The sequence below is a fragment of the Microbacterium sp. Leaf351 genome (genome assembly GCF_001423825.1).
Taxonomy (GTDB): Bacteria; Actinomycetota; Actinomycetes; order Actinomycetales; family Microbacteriaceae; genus Microbacterium; species Microbacterium ginsengisoli.
This window is the reverse complement of record NZ_LMPK01000038.1, coordinates 98,235-115,838: the sequence shown is the minus strand read 5'-3', so window position 1 is coordinate 115,838 and position 17,604 is coordinate 98,235. Positions and strand designations below refer to the sequence as shown.

Sequence of the window (17,604 nt, the reverse complement as noted above, 5' to 3'; positions counted from 1 at the left end):
CCTGATCGCGCAACCCGCCGTAGGTCGTCTCGGTGCCCGACGCCGGGTCGATGAGGGCCACACGCTCGAGCTCGTCGTCGGTGAGTGAGGCGAACAGGTAGTCGTAGACGCTGAGATCAGGGATGTCGATCGGATCGAACGGGCTGTGGAACACGGGCTTCTCCTTCGAAGACGTGCGGTGCGGTGGCGGCGTCGCCGGCGCGTGGTGAGGCCATCATGCCATTCCCGCCGCGGGCTGTGGGACTGAGTTCCCCGAGCGTTGGGACTGCGTTCCCTCTCCGGCGGCGGCATCACTCCGGATGTCGGAACCAGATGCGATCGGGGTCGGTCGCCGATGCGACATCCCAATCGTCGTCGTCCCACGAGAACGCGGCCACGGCGCACGGCACCATCCCGCCGATCTCGTTCGACGAGAGGCTGCGCGCGAGCATCGCGATACCCGGGTTGTGGGCGACGATCATGACGGATGCCACGCCGAGCCCGACGGCGGCGTCGAGTAGCGTGCGCGGCCCCGCACCGTAGAGCGCCGGCGCGGTGCGCACCGGTGCGCCCAGCGCGGCGCCGAACATGGCCGCGGTCGCCCGGGTGCGGCGGGCGGTGCTCGCAAGGATCAGATCGGGCTGCCAGCCGGCCTCGAGGGTGGCGGCCGCCATCGCCTCCGCCTCGAGCGCCCCGCGGGCCGTCAGCGGTCGATCGTGATCGTCGGGGCCGTCCGCGGCACTCGCGTGCCGCACGAGCAGGAGGGTCGTCATGCCGACACGTAGACCCAGGCCGTGCGGCCGCTCGACAGGCGTGCCGGGACCCGGCGGTACAGCGGCGATTCGTACTCGTCGGCGGCATCGACCTCCGCGGGCGTCAGCGCGTAGGCCAGACCCGTCACCTTGTCGCCGAGAGAGCCGGTCGGGCGTACGACCGGATGCACCGACACGCGCGCGGATCCGCGTCCGCGGGTGTCGAGCACCTCGAGATAGTCGACCGTGTAGCCGGGGAGGAGATCGGGCTCGCCGTCGGGCGCGCGTCCGAAGACCTCCAGCTGCACCCCCCGCTGCTGCAGCGTGCCGTAGCTGAAGACGATGTCACCGACGACGGATGCCTCGCCCATGACGTCAGGCTAGTGGCCGACGAGCGCCTGGGCCACGGTGAAGATGCCCAGACCCGCCAGAGCACCCACGATCGTGCCGTTGAGGCGGATGTACTGGAGGTCGCGCCCGACCATCAGCTCGATCTTCTCGGTGGTCTCGGCCGGGTCCCAACGTTCGACCGTGTCGGTGATGATGGACGCGATGTCGTGGCGGTAGCGCTCGACGAGGAACACGGCCGCGTCGGTGATGAAGCCGTCGACGCGGCGCCGGAGCGCGTCATCCGTCGCGAGTCGCGCGCCCAGGTCTGCGATCGCGAGGGCCGCGCGCCGCCGCAGACCGCTGTCGGGATCGGCGAGGGCCGCGAGCAGCCCGCGCTTGGCGGTCGCCCATGCCTCACCCGCGAGCTCGCGCACGCGCGGCGAATCGAAGACCGCCGCCTTCGCGCCTTCGAACCGTGCGATCGTGTCGGGATCGTGCTGCAGACGGTCGGCGAGCCGGCCCAGGTATCCGTCGATCGCATGCCGGGCGGGATGCTCGGGGTCGGCGCGCACCGCGGCCACGAACTTCACCGCCTCCGAATACGCCGCGTCGTCGACGAGGCGATGGGCGATGCGTGGCACCCACCCCGGCAGTCGACGCGACAGCAGGCCCTCGAAGCTCTCGCGGTGCTCGGTGAGCCACTCGCCGATGCTGTCGGCCGCGAGGTCGACCGCGGCGTGGTGCGCACCCGTCTGCGTCAGCCGCTCGAGCCAGCCGCCCGTCGGCGCCGCCCACTCGGGGGCGATGAGATGCGTGCGAGCGAGGTCCTCGATGATCTCGCGCACATCGTCGTCGCTGAGCGCGCGCACGATTCCGGCGACCATCGTGGATGCCTCCGCCACCACACGCTCCGCGTGCGCGCTCTCGCGCAGCCACGCGCCCGCGCGCTCGGCGATCCGGGTGCTGGTGAGCTTCGTGCGCACGATCTCGCCCGACAGGAAGTTCGTCTCGACGAACTCGCCCAGCGTGCGGCCGATCTCGTCCTTGCGCGTCGGGATGATCGCCGTGTGGGGGATGGGGAGCCCGAGCGGGCGGCGGAACAGTGCCGTCACCGCGAACCAGTCGGCCAAGGCCCCGACCATTCCGCCCTCGGCGGCCGCGCGAACATAGGCGAGCGCGGGCACCGTGGCCTGCAACGGGAAGGAGATCGCGAACAGCACCGCCATCGCCAGCAGCGCCGCGAGCGCCACCGCCTTCATGCGCCGCAGCGCCCGCCTCCGCGCCTGATCGGCGGGGCTCAGCGCCGCGAGGGGGGTGCGCGGCATCCGTCTCAGCTCTCGAGTGGGCCGAGCCAGGCGCTGGCGGCCGTCGCGTGTGCCGACTCGGGGTCGGACGGGTGGAACTGACCGGCGAGTACGTCGCGGTAGAGCCGGCCGAGCTCGGAACGCGTGAAGTACGACGAGCCGCCCGCGACCAGGATCGCGTCGTCGACGACCGACTTCGCCATCACGACCGCGCGGTGCTTCACCCCCGACAGCAGCGTGAACCACCGCGGCCCGTGCGGGGCGTTCGCATCGACGTCTCGGGCGATCGAGGCGAGCTCGGTCGGCAGGGCGTCGTAGCGCAGCCCCATGTCGGCGATGCGCCAGCGGATGTCGGGATCCTGCGCATAGGTCGTGCCGCTCTTCTTCGACGTGCGGGTCTTCGCGGTCGCCACCGCGAGGTCGAGCGCCCGTCGGGCCAGTCCGGTGTAGACCGAGCCCAGCAGGATCTCGAAGACGCTGAAGATGCCGAACACGATCGGGTCGGGGTTGGGTCCCGGCGCGACCCGGCGCACCACGCGGTCGGCGGGGGCGACGGCGCTGTGCAACTCGGTCGTGCGCGACTGGGTGCCGCGCATCCCGACGGTGTCCCAGTCGTCACGGGTGACGACAGCGTCCGAGCGCGGGACGAACGCGTAGACGAGTTGTGGTGCGTCCGCGGACGTGGTGTCGAGACCGTGCAGCCCGAGATTCGTCCACACGGCGGCGAGCGAGGTGAAGATCTTGGTTCCGGTGAACGCGTAGCCACCGTCGGCCAGCGGCTCGGCGACCGTGTCGCTGCCGAACAGCACGAGATCGTTGCCGGCCTCGCTGATGCCGAACGCGAAGACCTCGCCGCGCACGGCGCCCTCCTGCACGAACCGCAGGTCGTCGATGCCGCGGTCGGCGAGCACCTTCGCCACACCCGTCCAGACGAGGTGCATGTTGATCGCGAGGGCCGTGGCGGGCGCGGCCGTCGCGAGCCGCTGCTGCAGCAGGGATGCCTCGGCGAGCCCCAGCCCGCCGCCGCCGAGCGCGCTCGGCACCAGGATCGACAGGTAGCCGGCCGCCGCCAGCTCGTCGAGGTCCTCCTGAGGGAACACGTTGTCGTGATCGACCTGCGCGGCGCGCCCGCGGATGCGCTCGATCAGGTCGTCCGGAAGCCAGGCGGCCGCATCGAAGGTCATGATGCGAGCCCGTCGAACAGCGCCGCGAGCGTCTCTGCCGGCTTGTCGCGATGCAACGAGTGCCCGGCGCCCTCGATGACCCGCACGCTCACGTGCGGGTTGGCCGCCACGAGCTCGTCGATCGCCGGGCCGGTGAACAGGCTGTTCACGGCGGGGTCGGCGGCCAGCACGAGGGTGGGCACGGTGAGGGCGAGGAACGCCTCGCGCACGTCCCAGTCGGGGTTCTGCACCGCGGTCTGGTCGGTACCCCACGTCGACGCCTGTCGCAGCGATGTCACCTTGGCTTCGACATCGTTCGGATGCCACGTCGGGTTCGCCGCCCGCACGCCCTCGACGGTTGGCGCGGCGAACGAGGCCGCGTTGCCGGCCTGCACGGCGGCGCGCTGCTCGGGCGTGAGGTGGATGGCCGGGTCGACCAGCACGAGGTGACGCGCCCAGCGGGGGTGGGTCGCCTGGGCGAGGGTCGCCGAGGCGCCGCCGAGCGAATGGCCGATCACGAGGTCCCAGCCGCCCTCGCGGCGCACGTGCGCGACATCCGTGCCGTAGGCCGCCAGGGTGTAGTCGGTCGAACGGGGTGCGAGGCCGTGGCCCCGGAGATCGACGGCGACGGCGTACCAGCCGGCCTCGGCGAGGGCCGTGCCGAACAGCCACATGAGCGGGCCGTTGGATCCGAGTCCGTGGATGAGCAGCGCGTGGCGCTCGGCTCCGGGATCGCCCCACGCAATGCGGGGGAGGGTGACGGGTGCGGGCATGATCCGAGCGTACGGCCTCGACGTGCCGGGGCTGCCCGGTCGCGTCACCTGCCGACCGCGGCCGCCCCGGCCGGTCACACGCCGATCGTGAGGGCCGCGGTGTAGCCCGCGGCGACGTCGCCCGACATGGTCGCGATCTGGTGGATGCCGCCGTCATCGCCGAACACGTTGTCGCTTTTCAGAGAGACCTGCGATGCGTTGCGCACGCTCTGCTCGTAGCCGCTCGTCGCGTAGACGACCACGTTGGTCTCCTCGGGCAGCGCGATCTGAGACGTCTTCACGATCGGTCCTGAGGCGACCGCGGTCGCGACGTCGTCGTAGACCTCGAAGTGGATGTGCGGCCACCGACCCGAGTAGCACGCTGGGTAGATGGAGGTGAAGGAGACCGTGCCGGCGGCATCCGTCTCCTGCACCCCGCGCAGATAGTTCTCGTCGGTGATGCCCCGGCTGTACAGGGAGTAGTTGCCGTCGCGGTCGCAGTGCCAGAGATAGACGCCCTTGCCGGAGAGCGCAGCGCCCGTGTCGGCGTCCCGCACGGTGAGACGGATCGTGAGCGGCACGCCGTCGGCGACCGTCGTCGACGACCCGAAGCTCGCCCGGATGTCGCTGCGCACGATGCCCGAGGCCGTCAGCACGTCGATGCCGTTCGAGCCATCGGCGGGATACGGGCCCGCCGTCTCGTCGGGAACCTCGTCGAGCGAGTCGGATGCCGCGGCATCCGTCGTGGCCGATGCCGTCGCCTGCGGGGTGGCGGTCGTCGACGACGCGGCGCCCGACGACGAGGCCGACTGGATGCCGCACGCCGTCAGCAGCGACGTCATCGCGAGGCCGCCGAAGATGCCGAGCGCGCGCCGTCGGTCGACGAGGGTGCGGATGTCGTAGACGAGGCCGCGGTGGTCCTCGTCGATGGGAGCGCCGTCGGCGTCGAGCCAGCGGTCGGGATCGGCGGTGCGGGCAGAGATGTCGGCGTCGGGGGTGCGGTCGGCCACGGGGCATCCTCTCGTCGGGGGTGATGCCCCCAGTGGAACCGACGCCGGTTGGTCGCGCCTACGTGGATGCTGTGTGTCGTCTATGCGCTCAGGTGATGATCGCGTTCGGCTCGGTGTCGGGCAGCGGGCTCGGATCGCGGTGTCTCAGATCGGGGAACGCCCGCACGAACACCGCCGCCACGATCGCGCCGAGGAGCGCGAACGCACCGGCCGCGGCGTACGCGCCCACCGCGCCGGTGCCGTCGATCAGGAAGCCGGCGATGGCGGAGCCCGCGGCGCCGCCGATGAGCTGCCCCGTGCCGATCCAGCCGTACGCCTCGGCCGTGTCGCTGAACTTCACGCTCGCAGAGGTCATCGCGAACAGCACCGCGAGGGCGGGCGCGATGCCGATGCCCGCGATGATCAGCGTCGCGCTCGTGCCGACGGGGGAGAGGATCGGGTCGCCGCTGAACAGGGCGAAGGCGATGACCGTGAGCACGAGACCGGTCGCCACGACCGTGAGGCGCCGGGCCATCGCCCACGGCGCCATCGGGGCGTGGCCGAGGGAGAGACCGCCCGCGAGGCTGCCGATCGAGAACACGGCGAGCACGATGCCCGCCTCGAACCCGCCGTGGCCGTAGGAGGCGACGACGCTCGCCTCGACCGCCGCGCACGCACCGATCAGCAGGAACCCGATCACCGTCGCGAGCAGCACCGTCGGACGCGCGAGCACCTTGCCGAACCGGCGCTTGCTGCGCGGGATGCGCACGCGCCCGACTTCGGGCGACAGGATGAACCACGATCCGCCGCCGACGAGGATCACGACGATCAGCAGCAGCGCGGGCACGGTGCCGACCTGCGTCGCCACGAGGGTGATCGCCACCGGGGCGACGATCCAGATGATCTCCTGCAGCGACGCGTCGAGCGAGTAGAGCGGGGTGAGCTGACGTGAGGTCACGAGCTTCGGATAGATCGTGCGGGCGGCCGACTGGATCGGCGGCGTCGACAGACCCGTGATGAGTCCGAGGGCGACGTAGGCGGGCAGCACCATCTGGCCGAGCGCGATGACCGTGAGACAGATCGCGCAGATCGTCATGGTGAGGGTCAGGACCTTGCGCATGCCCCACATGCCCATCCAGCGGCTCGTCACCGGACCCGACACCGCCTGACCGATGGATGTCGCGGCCAGCACGAGGCCCGCGGCGCCGTAGGAGCCGGTCACGTGTTCGATGTGCAGGAGGATCGCGAGGCTCGTCATGCCGTTCGGGAACCGCGCCGTCAGCTGCGCGGCGATGATGCGGATCACGCCCGGAGTGCGCACCAGTTCCCGATATCCCGCCACCCCTCCACGCTATCGCCCGCGGCAGACGTTCTCGGCGCCCCGGGTGGCCGCCGCCGGGGCGGTGTGCTCCGCCGTGGAGGGTCTGCCGGGCGCGATGCGCGACACGCCGACACGGCGTGTCGGATCCATCCCCAGTGTCGGAGGTGCCGCCTACGGTCGTCGCTGTGGACAGTCGGCGTTCACAGCCTGCTGATGCCCGGAATTCAGCGGTTCTTCAGGGTCTGGACACCTCGTCGGCCTGTGGATGAATCGGTGGACAACCTGTGATCGGAGTGGGGAGTGCGGTGGAAAATCACACGGTTGTAACTACTACCCCTTGTGGTTGACCCCAATGTCGGCACCCATATGTAGTATTGAGGTCCCGGCGCCGGTGGGTGCTGGATTACTGGGGATTTGAGGGGAGAACAGGGTTCACATGGCCATCACCGTTTACACGAAGCCGTCGTGCGTGCAGTGCACCGCGACCTACCGCGCGCTGGACTCGAAGGGCATCGCCTACGAGGTTCACGACCTCTCGCAGGACCCGGAGGCGCTCGAGCAGGTCAAGGCGCTCGGCTACCTCCAGGCTCCCGTCGTCGTCACCGACGAGGGCCACTGGTCGGGCTTCCGTCCCGACAAGATCGACGAGCTCGCGTCCCGCCTGGCGTGAGTCATGGCGACCGCGACGCTCCATGGCAGCAGCGCGGTAGCCGCCGCGGATGACACCGCGCCCCTGCTCGTCTACTTCTCGAGCGTGTCCGGCAACACGGCGCGTTTCATCGAGAAGCTCGGCAGGCGGTCCGTCCGCATCCCCCTGAGAGCAGGCGAGCCGACGCCCCGCGTCGATGAGCCTTTCGTCCTGGTCACCCCCACCTACGGGGGAGGCCAGGGCCGGGGCGAGGAACACGGCGCCGTTCCGAAGCAGGTCATCCGCTTCCTGAACGACGCCCACAACCGCTCCTACATCCGCGGAGTCATCTCCGCGGGCAACACCAACTTCGGCGAGTCGTTCTGCCTCGCCGGCGAGATCATCAGCCGCAAGTGCCACGTGCCGCACCTGTATCGGCTGGAGCTTTTCGGCACGCCAGAAGACGTCGAGCGCATCAGCGAAGGACTGGAACGATGGTGGACACAGCACTGACCGAGACCCACTTCAAGACCGAGCCGAAGTTCGAGGGGATGGATTACCACTCCCTGAACGCGATGCTCAACCTGTACGACGCCGACGGGAAGATCCAGTTCGACGCCGACAAGCGCGCTGCGCGGGAGTACTTCCTGCAGCACGTGAACCAGAACACGGTGTTCTTCCACTCCCTCAAGGAGCGCCTCGACTACCTCGTCGAGAAGGAGTACTACGAGCCCGAGGTGCTGGGCAAGTACCCGTTCGCGTTCGTCGAGGAGATCCACCACCGCGCGTACGGCAAGAAGTTCCGGTTCGACACCTTCCTCGGTGCGTTCAAGTACTACACGAGCTACACGCTGAAGACGTTCGACGGCAAGCGCTACCTCGAGCGCTTCGAGGACCGTGTCGTCATGACCGCCCTCGGACTCGCCGACGGCGACCAGGACCTGGCGAACAACCTCGTGGACGAGATCATCTCGGGTCGCTTCCAGCCCGCCACGCCGACCTTCCTCAACACCGGCAAGGCCCAGCGCGGCGAGCTCGTCTCGTGCTTCCTGCTGCGCATCGAGGACAACATGGAGTCGATCGCCCGCGGCATCAACTCCGCGCTGCAGCTGAGCAAGCGCGGTGGCGGCGTCGCGCTGCTGCTGTCGAACATCCGCGAGGCCGGCGCCCCGATCAAGCAGATCGAGAACCAGTCCAGCGGCATCATCCCCGTCATGAAGCTCCTCGAAGACAGCTTCAGCTACGCGAACCAGCTGGGTGCGCGTCAGGGTGCGGGTGCCGTGTACCTCTCGGCGCACCACCCCGACATCATGAAGTTCCTCGACACCAAGCGCGAGAACGCCGACGAGAAGATCCGCATCAAGACGCTGTCGCTCGGTGTCGTCGTGCCTGACATCACGTTCGAGCTCGCCAAGAACGACGAGGACATGTACCTCTTCTCGCCGTACGACGTCGAGCGCGTCTACGGTGTGCCGTTCGGTGACATCTCGGTCAGCGACAAGTACCGCGAGATGGTCGACGACCCGCGTATCAAGAAGTCGAAGATCAACGCCCGCGAGTTCTTCCAGACCCTCGCGGAGATCCAGTTCGAGTCGGGCTACCCCTACATCATGTTCGAGGACACGGTGAACCGGGCCAACCCCATCAAGGGCCGGATCAACATGTCGAACCTGTGCAGCGAGATCCTGCAGGTCAACACCCCCACGACCTACAACGAGGACCTCTCCTACGCCCAGGTCGGCAAGGACATCTCGTGCAACCTAGGTTCGCTCAACATCGCGCTCGCGATGGACGGCGGCGACCTCGCCCGCACGGTCGAGACCTCGATCCGCGGCCTCACCGCGGTCAGCGACCAGAGCCACATCCGTTCAGTGCGCTCGATCGAGGACGGCAACGACCGGTCGCACGCGATCGGCCTCGGCCAGATGAACCTGCACGGCTTCCTCGCCCGCGAGCACATCCACTACGGCTCGCCCGAGGGTCTCGACTTCACGAACATCTACTTCTACACCGTGCTCTTCCACGCACTGCGGGCGTCCAACCGCATCGCGATCGAGCGCGGTCAGACGTTCGAGGGCTTCGCCGACTCGACCTATGCGTCGGGCGAGTTCTTCGACAAGTACATCGACCAGGAGTGGGCGCCGCAGACGGCTCGCGTCGTCGAGCTGTTCGACGGCCACCACATCCCGACGCAGGACGACTGGCGCGAGCTGAAGGCCTCGGTGCAGCAGCACGGCATCTACAACCAGAACCTGCAGGCCGTGCCGCCGACCGGATCGATCTCGTACATCAACAACTCGACGTCGTCGATCCACCCGATCGCCTCGAAGATCGAGATCCGCAAGGAGGGCAAGCTCGGGCGCGTCTACTACCCGGCACCCTTCATGTCGAACGAGAACCTCGAGTACTACCAGGACGCCTACGAGATCGGCTACGAGAAGGTCATCGACACGTACGCCGCCGCCACGCAGCACGTCGACCAGGGGCTCTCGCTGACGCTGTTCTTCAAGGACACCGCCACCACGCGCGACATCAACAAGGCGCAGATCTACGCGTGGAAGAAGGGCATCAAGACCATCTACTACATCCGTCTGCGCCAGATGGCCCTCGAGGGCACCGAGGTCGAGGGCTGCGTCAGCTGCACGCTGTGAGCCCCCGCGACGAGAAGACGAGGAAGAACGGACGATGAGCGAGAAGCTCCAGCTCCTGAACAAGGTCCAGGCCATCAACTGGAACCGCATCGAGGACGACAAGGACGTGGAGGTGTGGAACCGCCTCACGGGCAACTTCTGGCTGCCCGAGAAGGTGCCGCTCTCCAATGACGTGCAGTCGTGGGCGACGCTGACCCCGGAAGAGCAGCAGCTCACGATGCGGGTGTTCACCGGCCTCACCCTGCTCGACACGATCCAGGGCACGGTGGGTGCGGTCTCGCTCATCCCCGACGCGCTGACCCCGCACGAGGAGGCCGTCTACACGAACATCGCGTTCATGGAGTCGGTGCACGCCAAGAGCTACTCGTCGATCTTCTCGACGCTGTGCTCCACGAAGGAGATCGACGAGGCGTTCCGCTGGTCGATCGAGAACGAGAACCTGCAGCGCAAGGCTCAGATCGTCATGGACTACTACCGCGGCGACGAACCCCTCAAGCGCAAGGTGGCCTCGACGCTGCTCGAGTCGTTCCTCTTCTATTCGGGCTTCTACCTGCCGATGCACTGGTCGAGCCGCGCGAAGCTCACCAACACCGCCGACATGATCCGCCTCATCATCCGCGACGAGGCCGTGCACGGCTACTACATCGGCTACAAGTTCCAGCGGGGACTCGAGAAGGTGGACGAGGCAACCCGTCAGGAGCTGAAGGACTACACCTTCTCGCTGCTGTACGAGCTTTACGACAACGAGGTGCAGTACACGCAGGACCTCTACGACGGCGTCGGTCTCACCGAGGACGTCAAGAAGTTCCTGCACTACAACGCCAACAAGGCGCTCATGAACCTCGGCTACGAGGCCATGTTCCCCTCGACGGTGACCAACGTCAGCCCGGCGATCCTCTCGGCACTGTCGCCCAACGCCGACGAGAACCACGACTTCTTCTCCGGCTCGGGCTCGTCGTATGTCATCGGCAAGGCTGTCGCGACCGAGGACGACGACTGGGACTTCTGATCCCGTCCGAACGGCGAGGGCCCCGCGAGTGTGACACTCGTGGGGCCCTCGCCGTCGGCGGAGGCACTCAGGATGACGCCTTCGCGACCACGTAGTTCGCCACGAACGCTCCGCTCGTCGAGGGGTCCGGACCCCACGTGATCACGACGCTCCACTGCGATGAGGCGAGGTGCTGCACGTGATTGCCGTCGGAGGAGAAGTCGCCGTCGAGTGAGTAGCCGGCGGACTTCAGCTTGTCTACGGCGCTGGTGATCGCGGCTTCGCTCGACGTCTGCACGATGATCGAGTAGCCGCCGTTGACGGAGACCGAGGTCGTGATCTTGCCCTCGGGTGCGGGGATGTCGCTCGGCCACCCGGAGGGCAGAGAGCCGCTGGTGGAGACGTTGACGCCCGCATCGGCGGCGGCGGATGCGGCGGCGCTGGCGACTCCCGCAGCCTGGCTGGCGACGGCGGCTCCCTGCTGGACGAGCGCGGACACCTGTCCGCAGCCGGCGAGGGCGAACGCCACGGCGACGGTGGCGGGGAGGACGAGATAACGGGGTGACATCGGGACTCCTCATGCGTGTGGTGACGGGGGTGACGAGGCCGAGTGTTCCATGGGTGCACGGATCGCGCATGGGGAGAGTGGCGACTTCCGTCTGCCCGCGGGGCACCGTGCCACGGGCCGCGGGCCGGTCTAGCATGGCTGTCATGTCTGAACGCCCCCCCTTCAGCCCGGTGATCTCCCTGTTGACGATGTCGTCGATCTGGGACGGGCAGCTCGGCGCGGCGCTGAAGGACCTGGGTCTCACCACGCGGAAGTACGGTCTGCTGGCGCACATCCGGGCGACGCCGGGCATCTCGTTCAGTGAGCTGGCCCGCCGCTCCCAGATCACGGTGCAGACCGCCCACACTGCCGTCCGCGCGCTCGCCGATGACGGCATGGTCGCCGACGGCACGGCTCATGCCGGCTCGGCGTCCGATCTGCGCGTCACGGAGAAGGGTGACGCGGCCCTCGATGAGGCCGATGCCCGCCTCGCCCGCCTCGACCGCGACTTCGCGGCGGCGTTGCCGGCGTTGACGGACGCGCTGCAGGGGCTGCACGAGGAGCCGTTCGCAGGGATCCTTCAGGGTTCCTGAAGCCCTTCAGATAGACTGAAGGATGTCGCGGGAGCCGCGGCATCCGATCTCTGCTGGAGGACCCGTGTTCCGCACCCCGTCCGCACTGTTCCGCGTGCTTGCGATCGCCGAGGCGATCACCTGGACGCTTCTGATCACCGCCCTGATCGTGCGGGCGACCACGGGGGTCGCGGTCGCGGTGACGGTCGCCGGCGGCGTGCACGGCTTCGTCTTCCTGGCGTATGGCGCGACCGCCGTTCTCGTTGCGAAGAACCAGCGCTGGCATCCGCTGCGCGCCGTCGTGGCGATCGGGAGCGCGGTGATCCCCTACGCGACCATCCCGGCGGAGATCTGGTGGCTGCACCGCACCGGCGCGCTCGCGGGGGACTGGCGGCTGCACGCGGGGAGCGACCCGCGCGACGAGCGGTGGCACGACCGCCTCATGCGTGCGATGCTTCGTCGCCCCGGACTTCTTGCGGCTCTGCTCGTGGTGGCGGTCGTCGTTATCTTCACGGGGCTGCTGATCGTCGGCCCGCCCGGCGGAAAGGCCTGAGTCGGGCGAAGCGCCTGAGCCGGGCGAGCCGGCGGCGCGTCGGGCGGAGCGCCTGAGCCGGCCGGAAGACCCGCGCTGGGCCTACTTGGCGCGGGCGTGGATCGGGAGTGCGATCGCTGCCGACACCAGCAGGATGCCACCGAAGAAGATGATGGCCTGCAGGCCCGGCACCGCGAACGCGATACCGAAGCAGAACATGCCGAGCAGGAACAGCAGCAGCGCCACGATGAACATGGGTCTCCTTCGGGGGGATGGGACTTCCGACAGGATATCGGGCGCACGGCCCGCGCCGTGACCGGCGTGAGGCAAGCTTCCCCCATGACGACTCGACATGGAGACCTCTCCCTGGGCGTCGCAGGTGCCCTTGGCGCTGCGCGCATCGCGGACATCGCGGTGCGCGCGGAAGCCGCCGGCTTCGCGCGCCTCTGGGTGAACGACACCCCCGGCGGCGACGCGCTGGCGGGCCTGGCTGCGGCCGCCGAGCGCACGAGCAGCATCGGGCTCGCGACCGGCGTCGTGCCCATCGACCGGGTTCCCGCTCGCGGCCTTGCCGAGCGGGCGACGCAGATCGCCGGTGCCTCCGGCCGCCTCACGGTGGGGATCGGCTCGGGACGCCTGCGCGAGGGTGCGCTCGCGCAGGTCGCCGCGGCGATCGGCGAGTTGCGCGAAGCCGGGGTGCCCGTGCTCGTCGGCGCGCTGGGACCACGGATGCGGCGGCTCGCCGTGACCGCCTCCGACGGCGTGCTGCTCAACTGGCTCACGCCACGAGCCGCGGCGGATCAGACCGCTGCGCTGCACGAGATCGCGCCCGACGCGCACGTCGCGCTCTACGTGCGGTGGGCGCTCGAGCCGGCCGCCCGCGCCCGGCTCGACGACGAGGCATCCCGGTACGACCAGGCGCCGGGATACGCCGAGAACTTCGCCCGGCTCGGGTTCCGCGCCCACGACACCGTCCTCGCACCCGACTCGGCCGATGCGCCGGGGCGGGTGAGGGCCTATCGCGAGGCGCTGGACGAGGTGGTGCTGCGTGCGATCACCCCGACCGACGCTCCCCATGAGTTCGCGGCGCTCATCGATCGCGCGGGGCGATGGCTGGCAGACGCGTGACGGGGTGAGGGGGCGGATGCCGCGGCATCCGCCCCCTCACCCCGTTCTCAGACCCGCGCGCCCGCCGCGGGTGCCGCCGCCCGCCGCGCAGCGTCGATGCGGTCGAGCTCGTGGAGCGAGGTGCCGCGGGTCTCCCGCATCGTGAGCACGGTCACGAGCGTCACGATCGCGGCGATACCGAGGTAGATCGCCACCGGCAGGGGCGAGCCGAACGACGTCAGCAGCGCGGTCGCGATGATCGGTGCGAGCGACCCCGCGACGATCGAGGTGACCTGGTAGCCGAGCGACACCCCCGAGTAGCGCATGCGCGTGGGGAAGAGCTCCGCCATGATCGCGGGCTGCGGGGCGTACATGAACGAGTGGATGACGAGACCGAGGCAGATCGCGAGCACGATGACGAACGGGTCGCGCGTGTCGAACATCGGGAACGCGATGAATCCCCACGCGATCGCGAACACGGCGCCGATCGCGTAGACGGGCTTGCGGCCGATGCGATCCGACAGTCCTCCCACGATCGGGATGACGATCGTGTGCACGATGTGGGCGACGACCAGCAGGGTGAGGATCTCGGCCGTGTCCATGCCGAGCGCCACCTTGAGGTAGGTGATCGAGAAGGTCACGACGAGGTAGTACATGATGTTCTCCGCGAAGCGCAGGCCCATCGCGGTCAGGACGCCACGGGGGTACCGACGCAGCACCTCGAACACGCCGTATCGCGTGTCATCGGCCGCTGCCGCCTCACGCGCCTGCACGAAGATGGGAGCGTCGTCGACGCGGGTGCGCACGTAGTACCCGATCGCGACGATCACGACCGACAGCCAGAACGAGACGCGCCAGCCCCAGCCGAGGAACGCCTCGGGCGTGAGCGTGCGGCTGAGCACCAGCAGCACGATCGTGGCGAGCAGATTGCCGATCGGCACGGCCGCCTGGGGGAACGACGCCCAGAAGCCGCGGCGACGGTCGGGGGAGTGCTCGGCGACGAGCAGCACGCCGCCGCCCCATTCGCCGCCGACGGCGAAGCCCTGCAGGAATCGCAGGATCACCAGCAGCGCGGGAGCGAGGTAGCCGACCTGCTCGAAGGTGGGGAGGCATCCCATCAGGAACGTCGTGACGCCGACGAGGATGATCGCGAGCTGCAGCAGCTTCTTGCGGCCGTACTTGTCGCCGAAGTGTCCGAAGACGATGCCGCCGAGAGGGCGGGCGATGAAGCCGATCGCGTAGGTCACGAAGGCGGAGATGATGCCCGCGTACGGGTCGTTCGACGGCGGGAACATGACGACGTTGAACACGATCGTCGCGGCGGTGGCGTAGAGGAAGAACTCGTACCACTCGGCGACGGTGCCCGCCATCGATGCGGTGACGACCTTGCGTAGTCCGCTGGTCTTCGGTTCTGCGGGGGATGCGGCAGATGCCATGCGCTGATACCTCCTTGTAGGCGCAGGTGCGACGGATGTCGCGGCCCGAAGTTACCTGAAAGTCAATTCAGGTTTCAAGACCGGATGCCGCGTGTCGCCGTCCCCTGGATGAGAGTTCTCTCATCGACCCCTCGACATCGGCCGCTCGCCGCAGTGGAATGGGGTCATGCGCGTTGCAGCCCGATGGCTCCTCGGCGTCGCGATGGTCGTCGCCGGCGTCTCCCACCTCACGTTCCTGCGGTCGGACTTCCGAGCCCAGGTGCCCGAGACGATCGCCGAGCTGTCTCCGCTCGACGAGGATCAGATCGTGCTCGCATCGGGCGTGGTCGAGATCGCCCTCGGCACCGCCGTGCTCGCGGCCCGGCGCCGACGCGGACTCGTGGGCGCGGTGCTCGCCGCCTTCTTCGTGGCCGTGTTCCCCGGCAACCTCGCCCAGTTCGCCAACCAGCGCAGCGCGTTCGGGCTCGACACCGACGCGAAGCGGTTCATCCGACTTCTCTTCCAGCCGGTCCTCGTGGTCTGGGCGCTGTGGGCGACGCGCCGCGGGTGAACGGGGGCGCCGCACCCATCGGCCGAGCGGCCGGCGCTCGGGGGCGGATCAGCGCTTCGCGTCGACCAACCGGATACGCACGATGTTGTCGGTCTCGTCGAGTTCCGCGATCTCCGGATGCGCCAACACGAACTCGCTGAAGCTGCGGTGTCCGAGCGCCTTCTCGCTGAACGACGGGTCGAGGCGCAGCAGCAGCGCCTTCACGGCCGACGCGTGCTGCCACTGCGACGGGTCCTTGTCGTTCTCGAGGCGCAGCGCGCGTTCGAGCAGCTCGGCGGCCGGGTCGACCTGGCGCTTGCGGGCGCGCGGGCGTGAGGGAGCGGCATCCTTCTTCTGCTCGGGAGCCGCGACCCCCGGAAGCGAGTCGTACGAGTCGAAGCGGTCGCACGCGGCGGCCAGAGACTTCGCGGTCGATCCCGCCACCCCGACGCCGACCACGAAGCGTCCCAGGCGCTTGCAGCGCTGCGCGAGCGGCACATAGTCCGAGTCGCCCGCCGCGATCACGACGTGGGTGAGGTCGGGCAGGCGGAACATGTCCTCGACGGCGTCGACCGCGAGCCGGATGTCGGCGCCGTTCTTGCCGTAGGCGGCCGCGGGGAACAGCTGCACGAGATCGACCGCGCGCGCGACGAGCTGCGAGCGATACTCGGCGTTCACCGGGGCGGACCAGTCGGCGTAGGCGCGCACGAGCACCAGCGTGCCGAAGGACGTCGCATAGTCGATGATCGCGCCGATGTCGACGGTGGCGGCGGCGAGACGTTCGGCGACCTCGGTGTCGCCCGTGCCCTCGGCGATGCGGGTGCGGTCGCGGCTGTACGAGCCGCGGCCGTGCACCCGGTCGTACCAGCTGATGACGATGTTGTCGAAGTCGAGGTACACCGCCACGCGGGGCGTCGTGGAGTCGGGCATCAGCTCTCCCCGGGGTAGCTCACGCCGAGCTGCGAGCGGATGTCATCGAGCGCCGCCATGATCGCCACCGTCTCGTCGATCGGCAGCAGATCGCTGTCGCGCCCGCCGTCCGCGATGATGCGCTCGGCGGCCAGTGCCTGGTACTGCATGCCGCGCCCCGTGACGCGGTTCTCCCACGTCTCGGCGACCGTTCCGTCGGGGAGGGTGAGGCGCGCGGTCGTCGGCGTGTACCAGACGTGGTCGATGTCGATGCGGGCATCGGTGCCGATGACGTGCGCGACGTTCGGGCCGGCGGCCCGCGACGACGACAGCGTCGTCGCGATCGCGCCGCCGGCGTGGGTCGAGATCGTGGCGACCTCGGTGTCGGCGCCCGTCTCGCCGAGGCGTCCGCGGGCGACGAGGGATTCCGGTGCGCCCAGCAGATCCCACGCGAACGAGATCGGGTAGATGCCGAGGTCGAGCAGGGCGCCCCCGCCGAGCGCGAGCGCGTTGATGCGGTGCGACGGATCGGTCGGCAGCGACTGCGTGTGGTCGGCCGTCACCGTGCGCACCTCACCCAGCCGGCCGCCGCGCACGAGCTCGCGCACCCAGGCCATGTGGGGCAGATAGCGGGTCCACATGGCTTCCATCGCGAGCACGCCCGCCGAGCGCGCCGCGTCGCGCACGGCCGCCGCCTGCGCGGCATCCTGGGTGAACGCCTTCTCCACCAGCACGTGCTTGCCGTGCGCGATCGCCGCGAGGGCGTTCTCGGCGTGCAGCGGATGCGGCGTCGCGACATAGACGATGTCGACGTCCGGGTCTGCGACCAGCTCCTCATAAGACCCGTGCGCCCGCGGGATCTCGAACCGCTCGGCGAACCGCGCCGACGACTCGGCCGAGCGCGAGCCCACAGCCGCGACGTCCAGGCCCGCGTGCCGAAGGTCGGAGGTGAAGGATGTCGCGATCCCACCGGTCGCGAGGATGCCCCATCGAAGCCCGCTCATGCGTCGAGCGTAGCCCTGCGGCATCCTCTGGCGCGCGGTCGTAGGCTCGGGGGGTGACCACTGCGATCGACAGGTTCATCGAGCTGCTGCGCATCCCGACCGTGTCGTCGG

At 69.2% G+C, this 17,604-nt stretch carries 20 protein-coding genes; 8 read left to right on the top strand and 12 right to left on the bottom strand.

Annotation, left to right across the window (positions count from 1 at the left end):
* Positions 1–290: 290 nt before the first annotated feature.
* From ASG00_RS13300 to ASG00_RS13270, 7 genes are all read right to left on the bottom strand, one after another.
* Positions 291–752, bottom strand: a complete 462-nt coding sequence (locus tag ASG00_RS13300; RefSeq protein ID WP_045248615.1) for a SixA phosphatase family protein — start codon at positions 750–752, stop codon at positions 291–293.
* Positions 749–1,102 carry a gamma-glutamylcyclotransferase family protein gene (locus tag ASG00_RS13295; RefSeq protein ID WP_056210182.1) on the bottom strand — a complete coding sequence of 118 codons (354 nt, stop codon included), beginning with the start codon at positions 1,100–1,102 and terminating at the stop codon, positions 749–751. Before ASG00_RS13295 ends, ASG00_RS13300 begins: the two co-directional genes overlap by 4 nt.
* 9 nt (positions 1,103–1,111) lie before the next feature.
* Positions 1,112–2,386 (bottom strand): DUF445 domain-containing protein, encoded by a 1,275-nt coding sequence (locus tag ASG00_RS13290; protein ID WP_056210180.1) that lies wholly within the window; start codon positions 2,384–2,386, stop codon positions 1,112–1,114.
* A gap of 5 nt (positions 2,387–2,391) precedes the next feature.
* Positions 2,392–3,549: an acyl-CoA dehydrogenase family protein gene (locus tag ASG00_RS13285; RefSeq protein ID WP_056210178.1), complete on the bottom strand. Its 1,158-nt coding sequence runs from the start codon at positions 3,547–3,549 to the stop codon at positions 2,392–2,394.
* Positions 3,546–4,301, bottom strand: coding sequence for an alpha/beta fold hydrolase (locus tag ASG00_RS13280; RefSeq protein ID WP_056210373.1), 756 nt, complete (start codon positions 4,299–4,301; stop codon positions 3,546–3,548). Before ASG00_RS13280 ends, ASG00_RS13285 begins: the two co-directional genes overlap by 4 nt.
* A gap of 74 nt (positions 4,302–4,375) precedes the next feature.
* On the bottom strand, positions 4,376–5,290 hold the full coding sequence (locus tag ASG00_RS13275) for an intradiol ring-cleavage dioxygenase (RefSeq protein WP_235557418.1): 915 nt from the start codon (positions 5,288–5,290) through the stop codon (positions 4,376–4,378).
* Positions 5,291–5,378: 88 nt separating this feature from the next.
* Positions 5,379–6,611 (bottom strand): MFS transporter, encoded by a 1,233-nt coding sequence (locus tag ASG00_RS13270; protein WP_056210176.1) that lies wholly within the window; start codon positions 6,609–6,611, stop codon positions 5,379–5,381.
* 415 nt (positions 6,612–7,026) lie between these two features.
* Between ASG00_RS13270 and nrdH the strand changes: the two genes are divergently transcribed.
* From nrdH to nrdF, 4 genes are read left to right on the top strand one after another with little or no spacing between them, the layout of a single operon-like run.
* The gene (gene nrdH / locus ASG00_RS13265) at positions 7,027–7,260 is read left to right on the top strand and encodes a glutaredoxin-like protein NrdH (protein ID WP_045248621.1); all 234 of its coding nucleotides are present in this window, start codon (positions 7,027–7,029) and stop codon (positions 7,258–7,260) included.
* 3 nt (positions 7,261–7,263) lie between these two features.
* Positions 7,264–7,731 carry a class Ib ribonucleoside-diphosphate reductase assembly flavoprotein NrdI gene (nrdI, locus tag ASG00_RS13260; protein WP_045248622.1) on the top strand — a complete coding sequence of 156 codons (468 nt, stop codon included), beginning with the start codon at positions 7,264–7,266 and terminating at the stop codon, positions 7,729–7,731.
* Positions 7,713–9,869, top strand: coding sequence for a class 1b ribonucleoside-diphosphate reductase subunit alpha (gene nrdE / locus ASG00_RS13255; RefSeq protein ID WP_056210174.1), 2,157 nt, complete (start codon positions 7,713–7,715; stop codon positions 9,867–9,869). Before nrdI ends, nrdE begins: the two co-directional genes overlap by 19 nt.
* A gap of 34 nt (positions 9,870–9,903) precedes the next feature.
* Positions 9,904–10,878, top strand: a complete 975-nt coding sequence (nrdF, locus tag ASG00_RS13250; RefSeq protein WP_045248624.1) for a class 1b ribonucleoside-diphosphate reductase subunit beta — start codon at positions 9,904–9,906, stop codon at positions 10,876–10,878.
* Positions 10,879–10,945: 67 nt separating this feature from the next.
* On the opposite strand, the gene ASG00_RS13245 is transcribed toward nrdF, so the two are convergent.
* Complete coding sequence (locus tag ASG00_RS13245) at positions 10,946–11,425, bottom strand: hypothetical protein (RefSeq protein ID WP_056210171.1); 480 nt, start codon at positions 11,423–11,425, stop codon at positions 10,946–10,948.
* A gap of 143 nt (positions 11,426–11,568) precedes the next feature.
* Here ASG00_RS13245 and ASG00_RS13240 point away from each other — a divergent pair, with 143 nt between their 5' ends.
* Both ASG00_RS13240 and ASG00_RS13235 read left to right on the top strand, forming a co-directional pair.
* Positions 11,569–11,997 carry a MarR family winged helix-turn-helix transcriptional regulator gene (locus ASG00_RS13240; RefSeq protein ID WP_045248626.1) on the top strand — a complete coding sequence of 143 codons (429 nt, stop codon included), beginning with the start codon at positions 11,569–11,571 and terminating at the stop codon, positions 11,995–11,997.
* A gap of 64 nt (positions 11,998–12,061) precedes the next feature.
* Positions 12,062–12,529: a DUF3817 domain-containing protein gene (locus tag ASG00_RS13235; RefSeq protein ID WP_056210169.1), complete on the top strand. Its 468-nt coding sequence runs from the start codon at positions 12,062–12,064 to the stop codon at positions 12,527–12,529.
* 81 nt (positions 12,530–12,610) lie between these two features.
* On the opposite strand, the gene ASG00_RS15860 is transcribed toward ASG00_RS13235, so the two are convergent.
* Positions 12,611–12,763, bottom strand: a complete 153-nt coding sequence (locus tag ASG00_RS15860; protein ID WP_048808808.1) for a hypothetical protein — start codon at positions 12,761–12,763, stop codon at positions 12,611–12,613.
* Between the two features lie 84 nt (positions 12,764–12,847).
* On the opposite strand from ASG00_RS15860, the gene ASG00_RS13230 reads away from it, so the two are divergent.
* Positions 12,848–13,636, top strand: a complete 789-nt coding sequence (locus tag ASG00_RS13230; RefSeq protein ID WP_056210167.1) for an LLM class flavin-dependent oxidoreductase — start codon at positions 12,848–12,850, stop codon at positions 13,634–13,636.
* A 47-nt stretch (positions 13,637–13,683) separates the two neighbouring features.
* On the opposite strand, the gene ASG00_RS13225 is transcribed toward ASG00_RS13230, so the two are convergent.
* Positions 13,684–15,051, bottom strand: coding sequence for an MFS transporter (locus ASG00_RS13225; RefSeq protein ID WP_056210165.1), 1,368 nt, complete (start codon positions 15,049–15,051; stop codon positions 13,684–13,686).
* A 166-nt stretch (positions 15,052–15,217) separates the two neighbouring features.
* Here ASG00_RS13225 and ASG00_RS13220 point away from each other — a divergent pair, with 166 nt between their 5' ends.
* Entirely contained in the window at positions 15,218–15,601 is a 384-nt protein-coding gene (locus ASG00_RS13220; protein WP_045248630.1) for a DoxX family protein, read from the top strand.
* Positions 15,602–15,649: 48 nt separating this feature from the next.
* Here ASG00_RS13220 and ASG00_RS13215 read toward each other — a convergent pair whose 3' ends face one another.
* Together ASG00_RS13215 and ASG00_RS13210 are read right to left on the bottom strand one after the other, a co-directional pair.
* On the bottom strand, positions 15,650–16,510 hold the full coding sequence (locus ASG00_RS13215) for an NYN domain-containing protein (RefSeq protein WP_056210163.1): 861 nt from the start codon (positions 16,508–16,510) through the stop codon (positions 15,650–15,652).
* The gene (locus ASG00_RS13210; protein WP_056210160.1) at positions 16,510–17,493 is read right to left on the bottom strand and encodes a Gfo/Idh/MocA family protein; all 984 of its coding nucleotides are present in this window, start codon (positions 17,491–17,493) and stop codon (positions 16,510–16,512) included. The genes ASG00_RS13215 and ASG00_RS13210 overlap by 1 nt, the downstream gene beginning before the upstream one ends.
* Positions 17,494–17,604 lie beyond the last annotated feature (111 nt).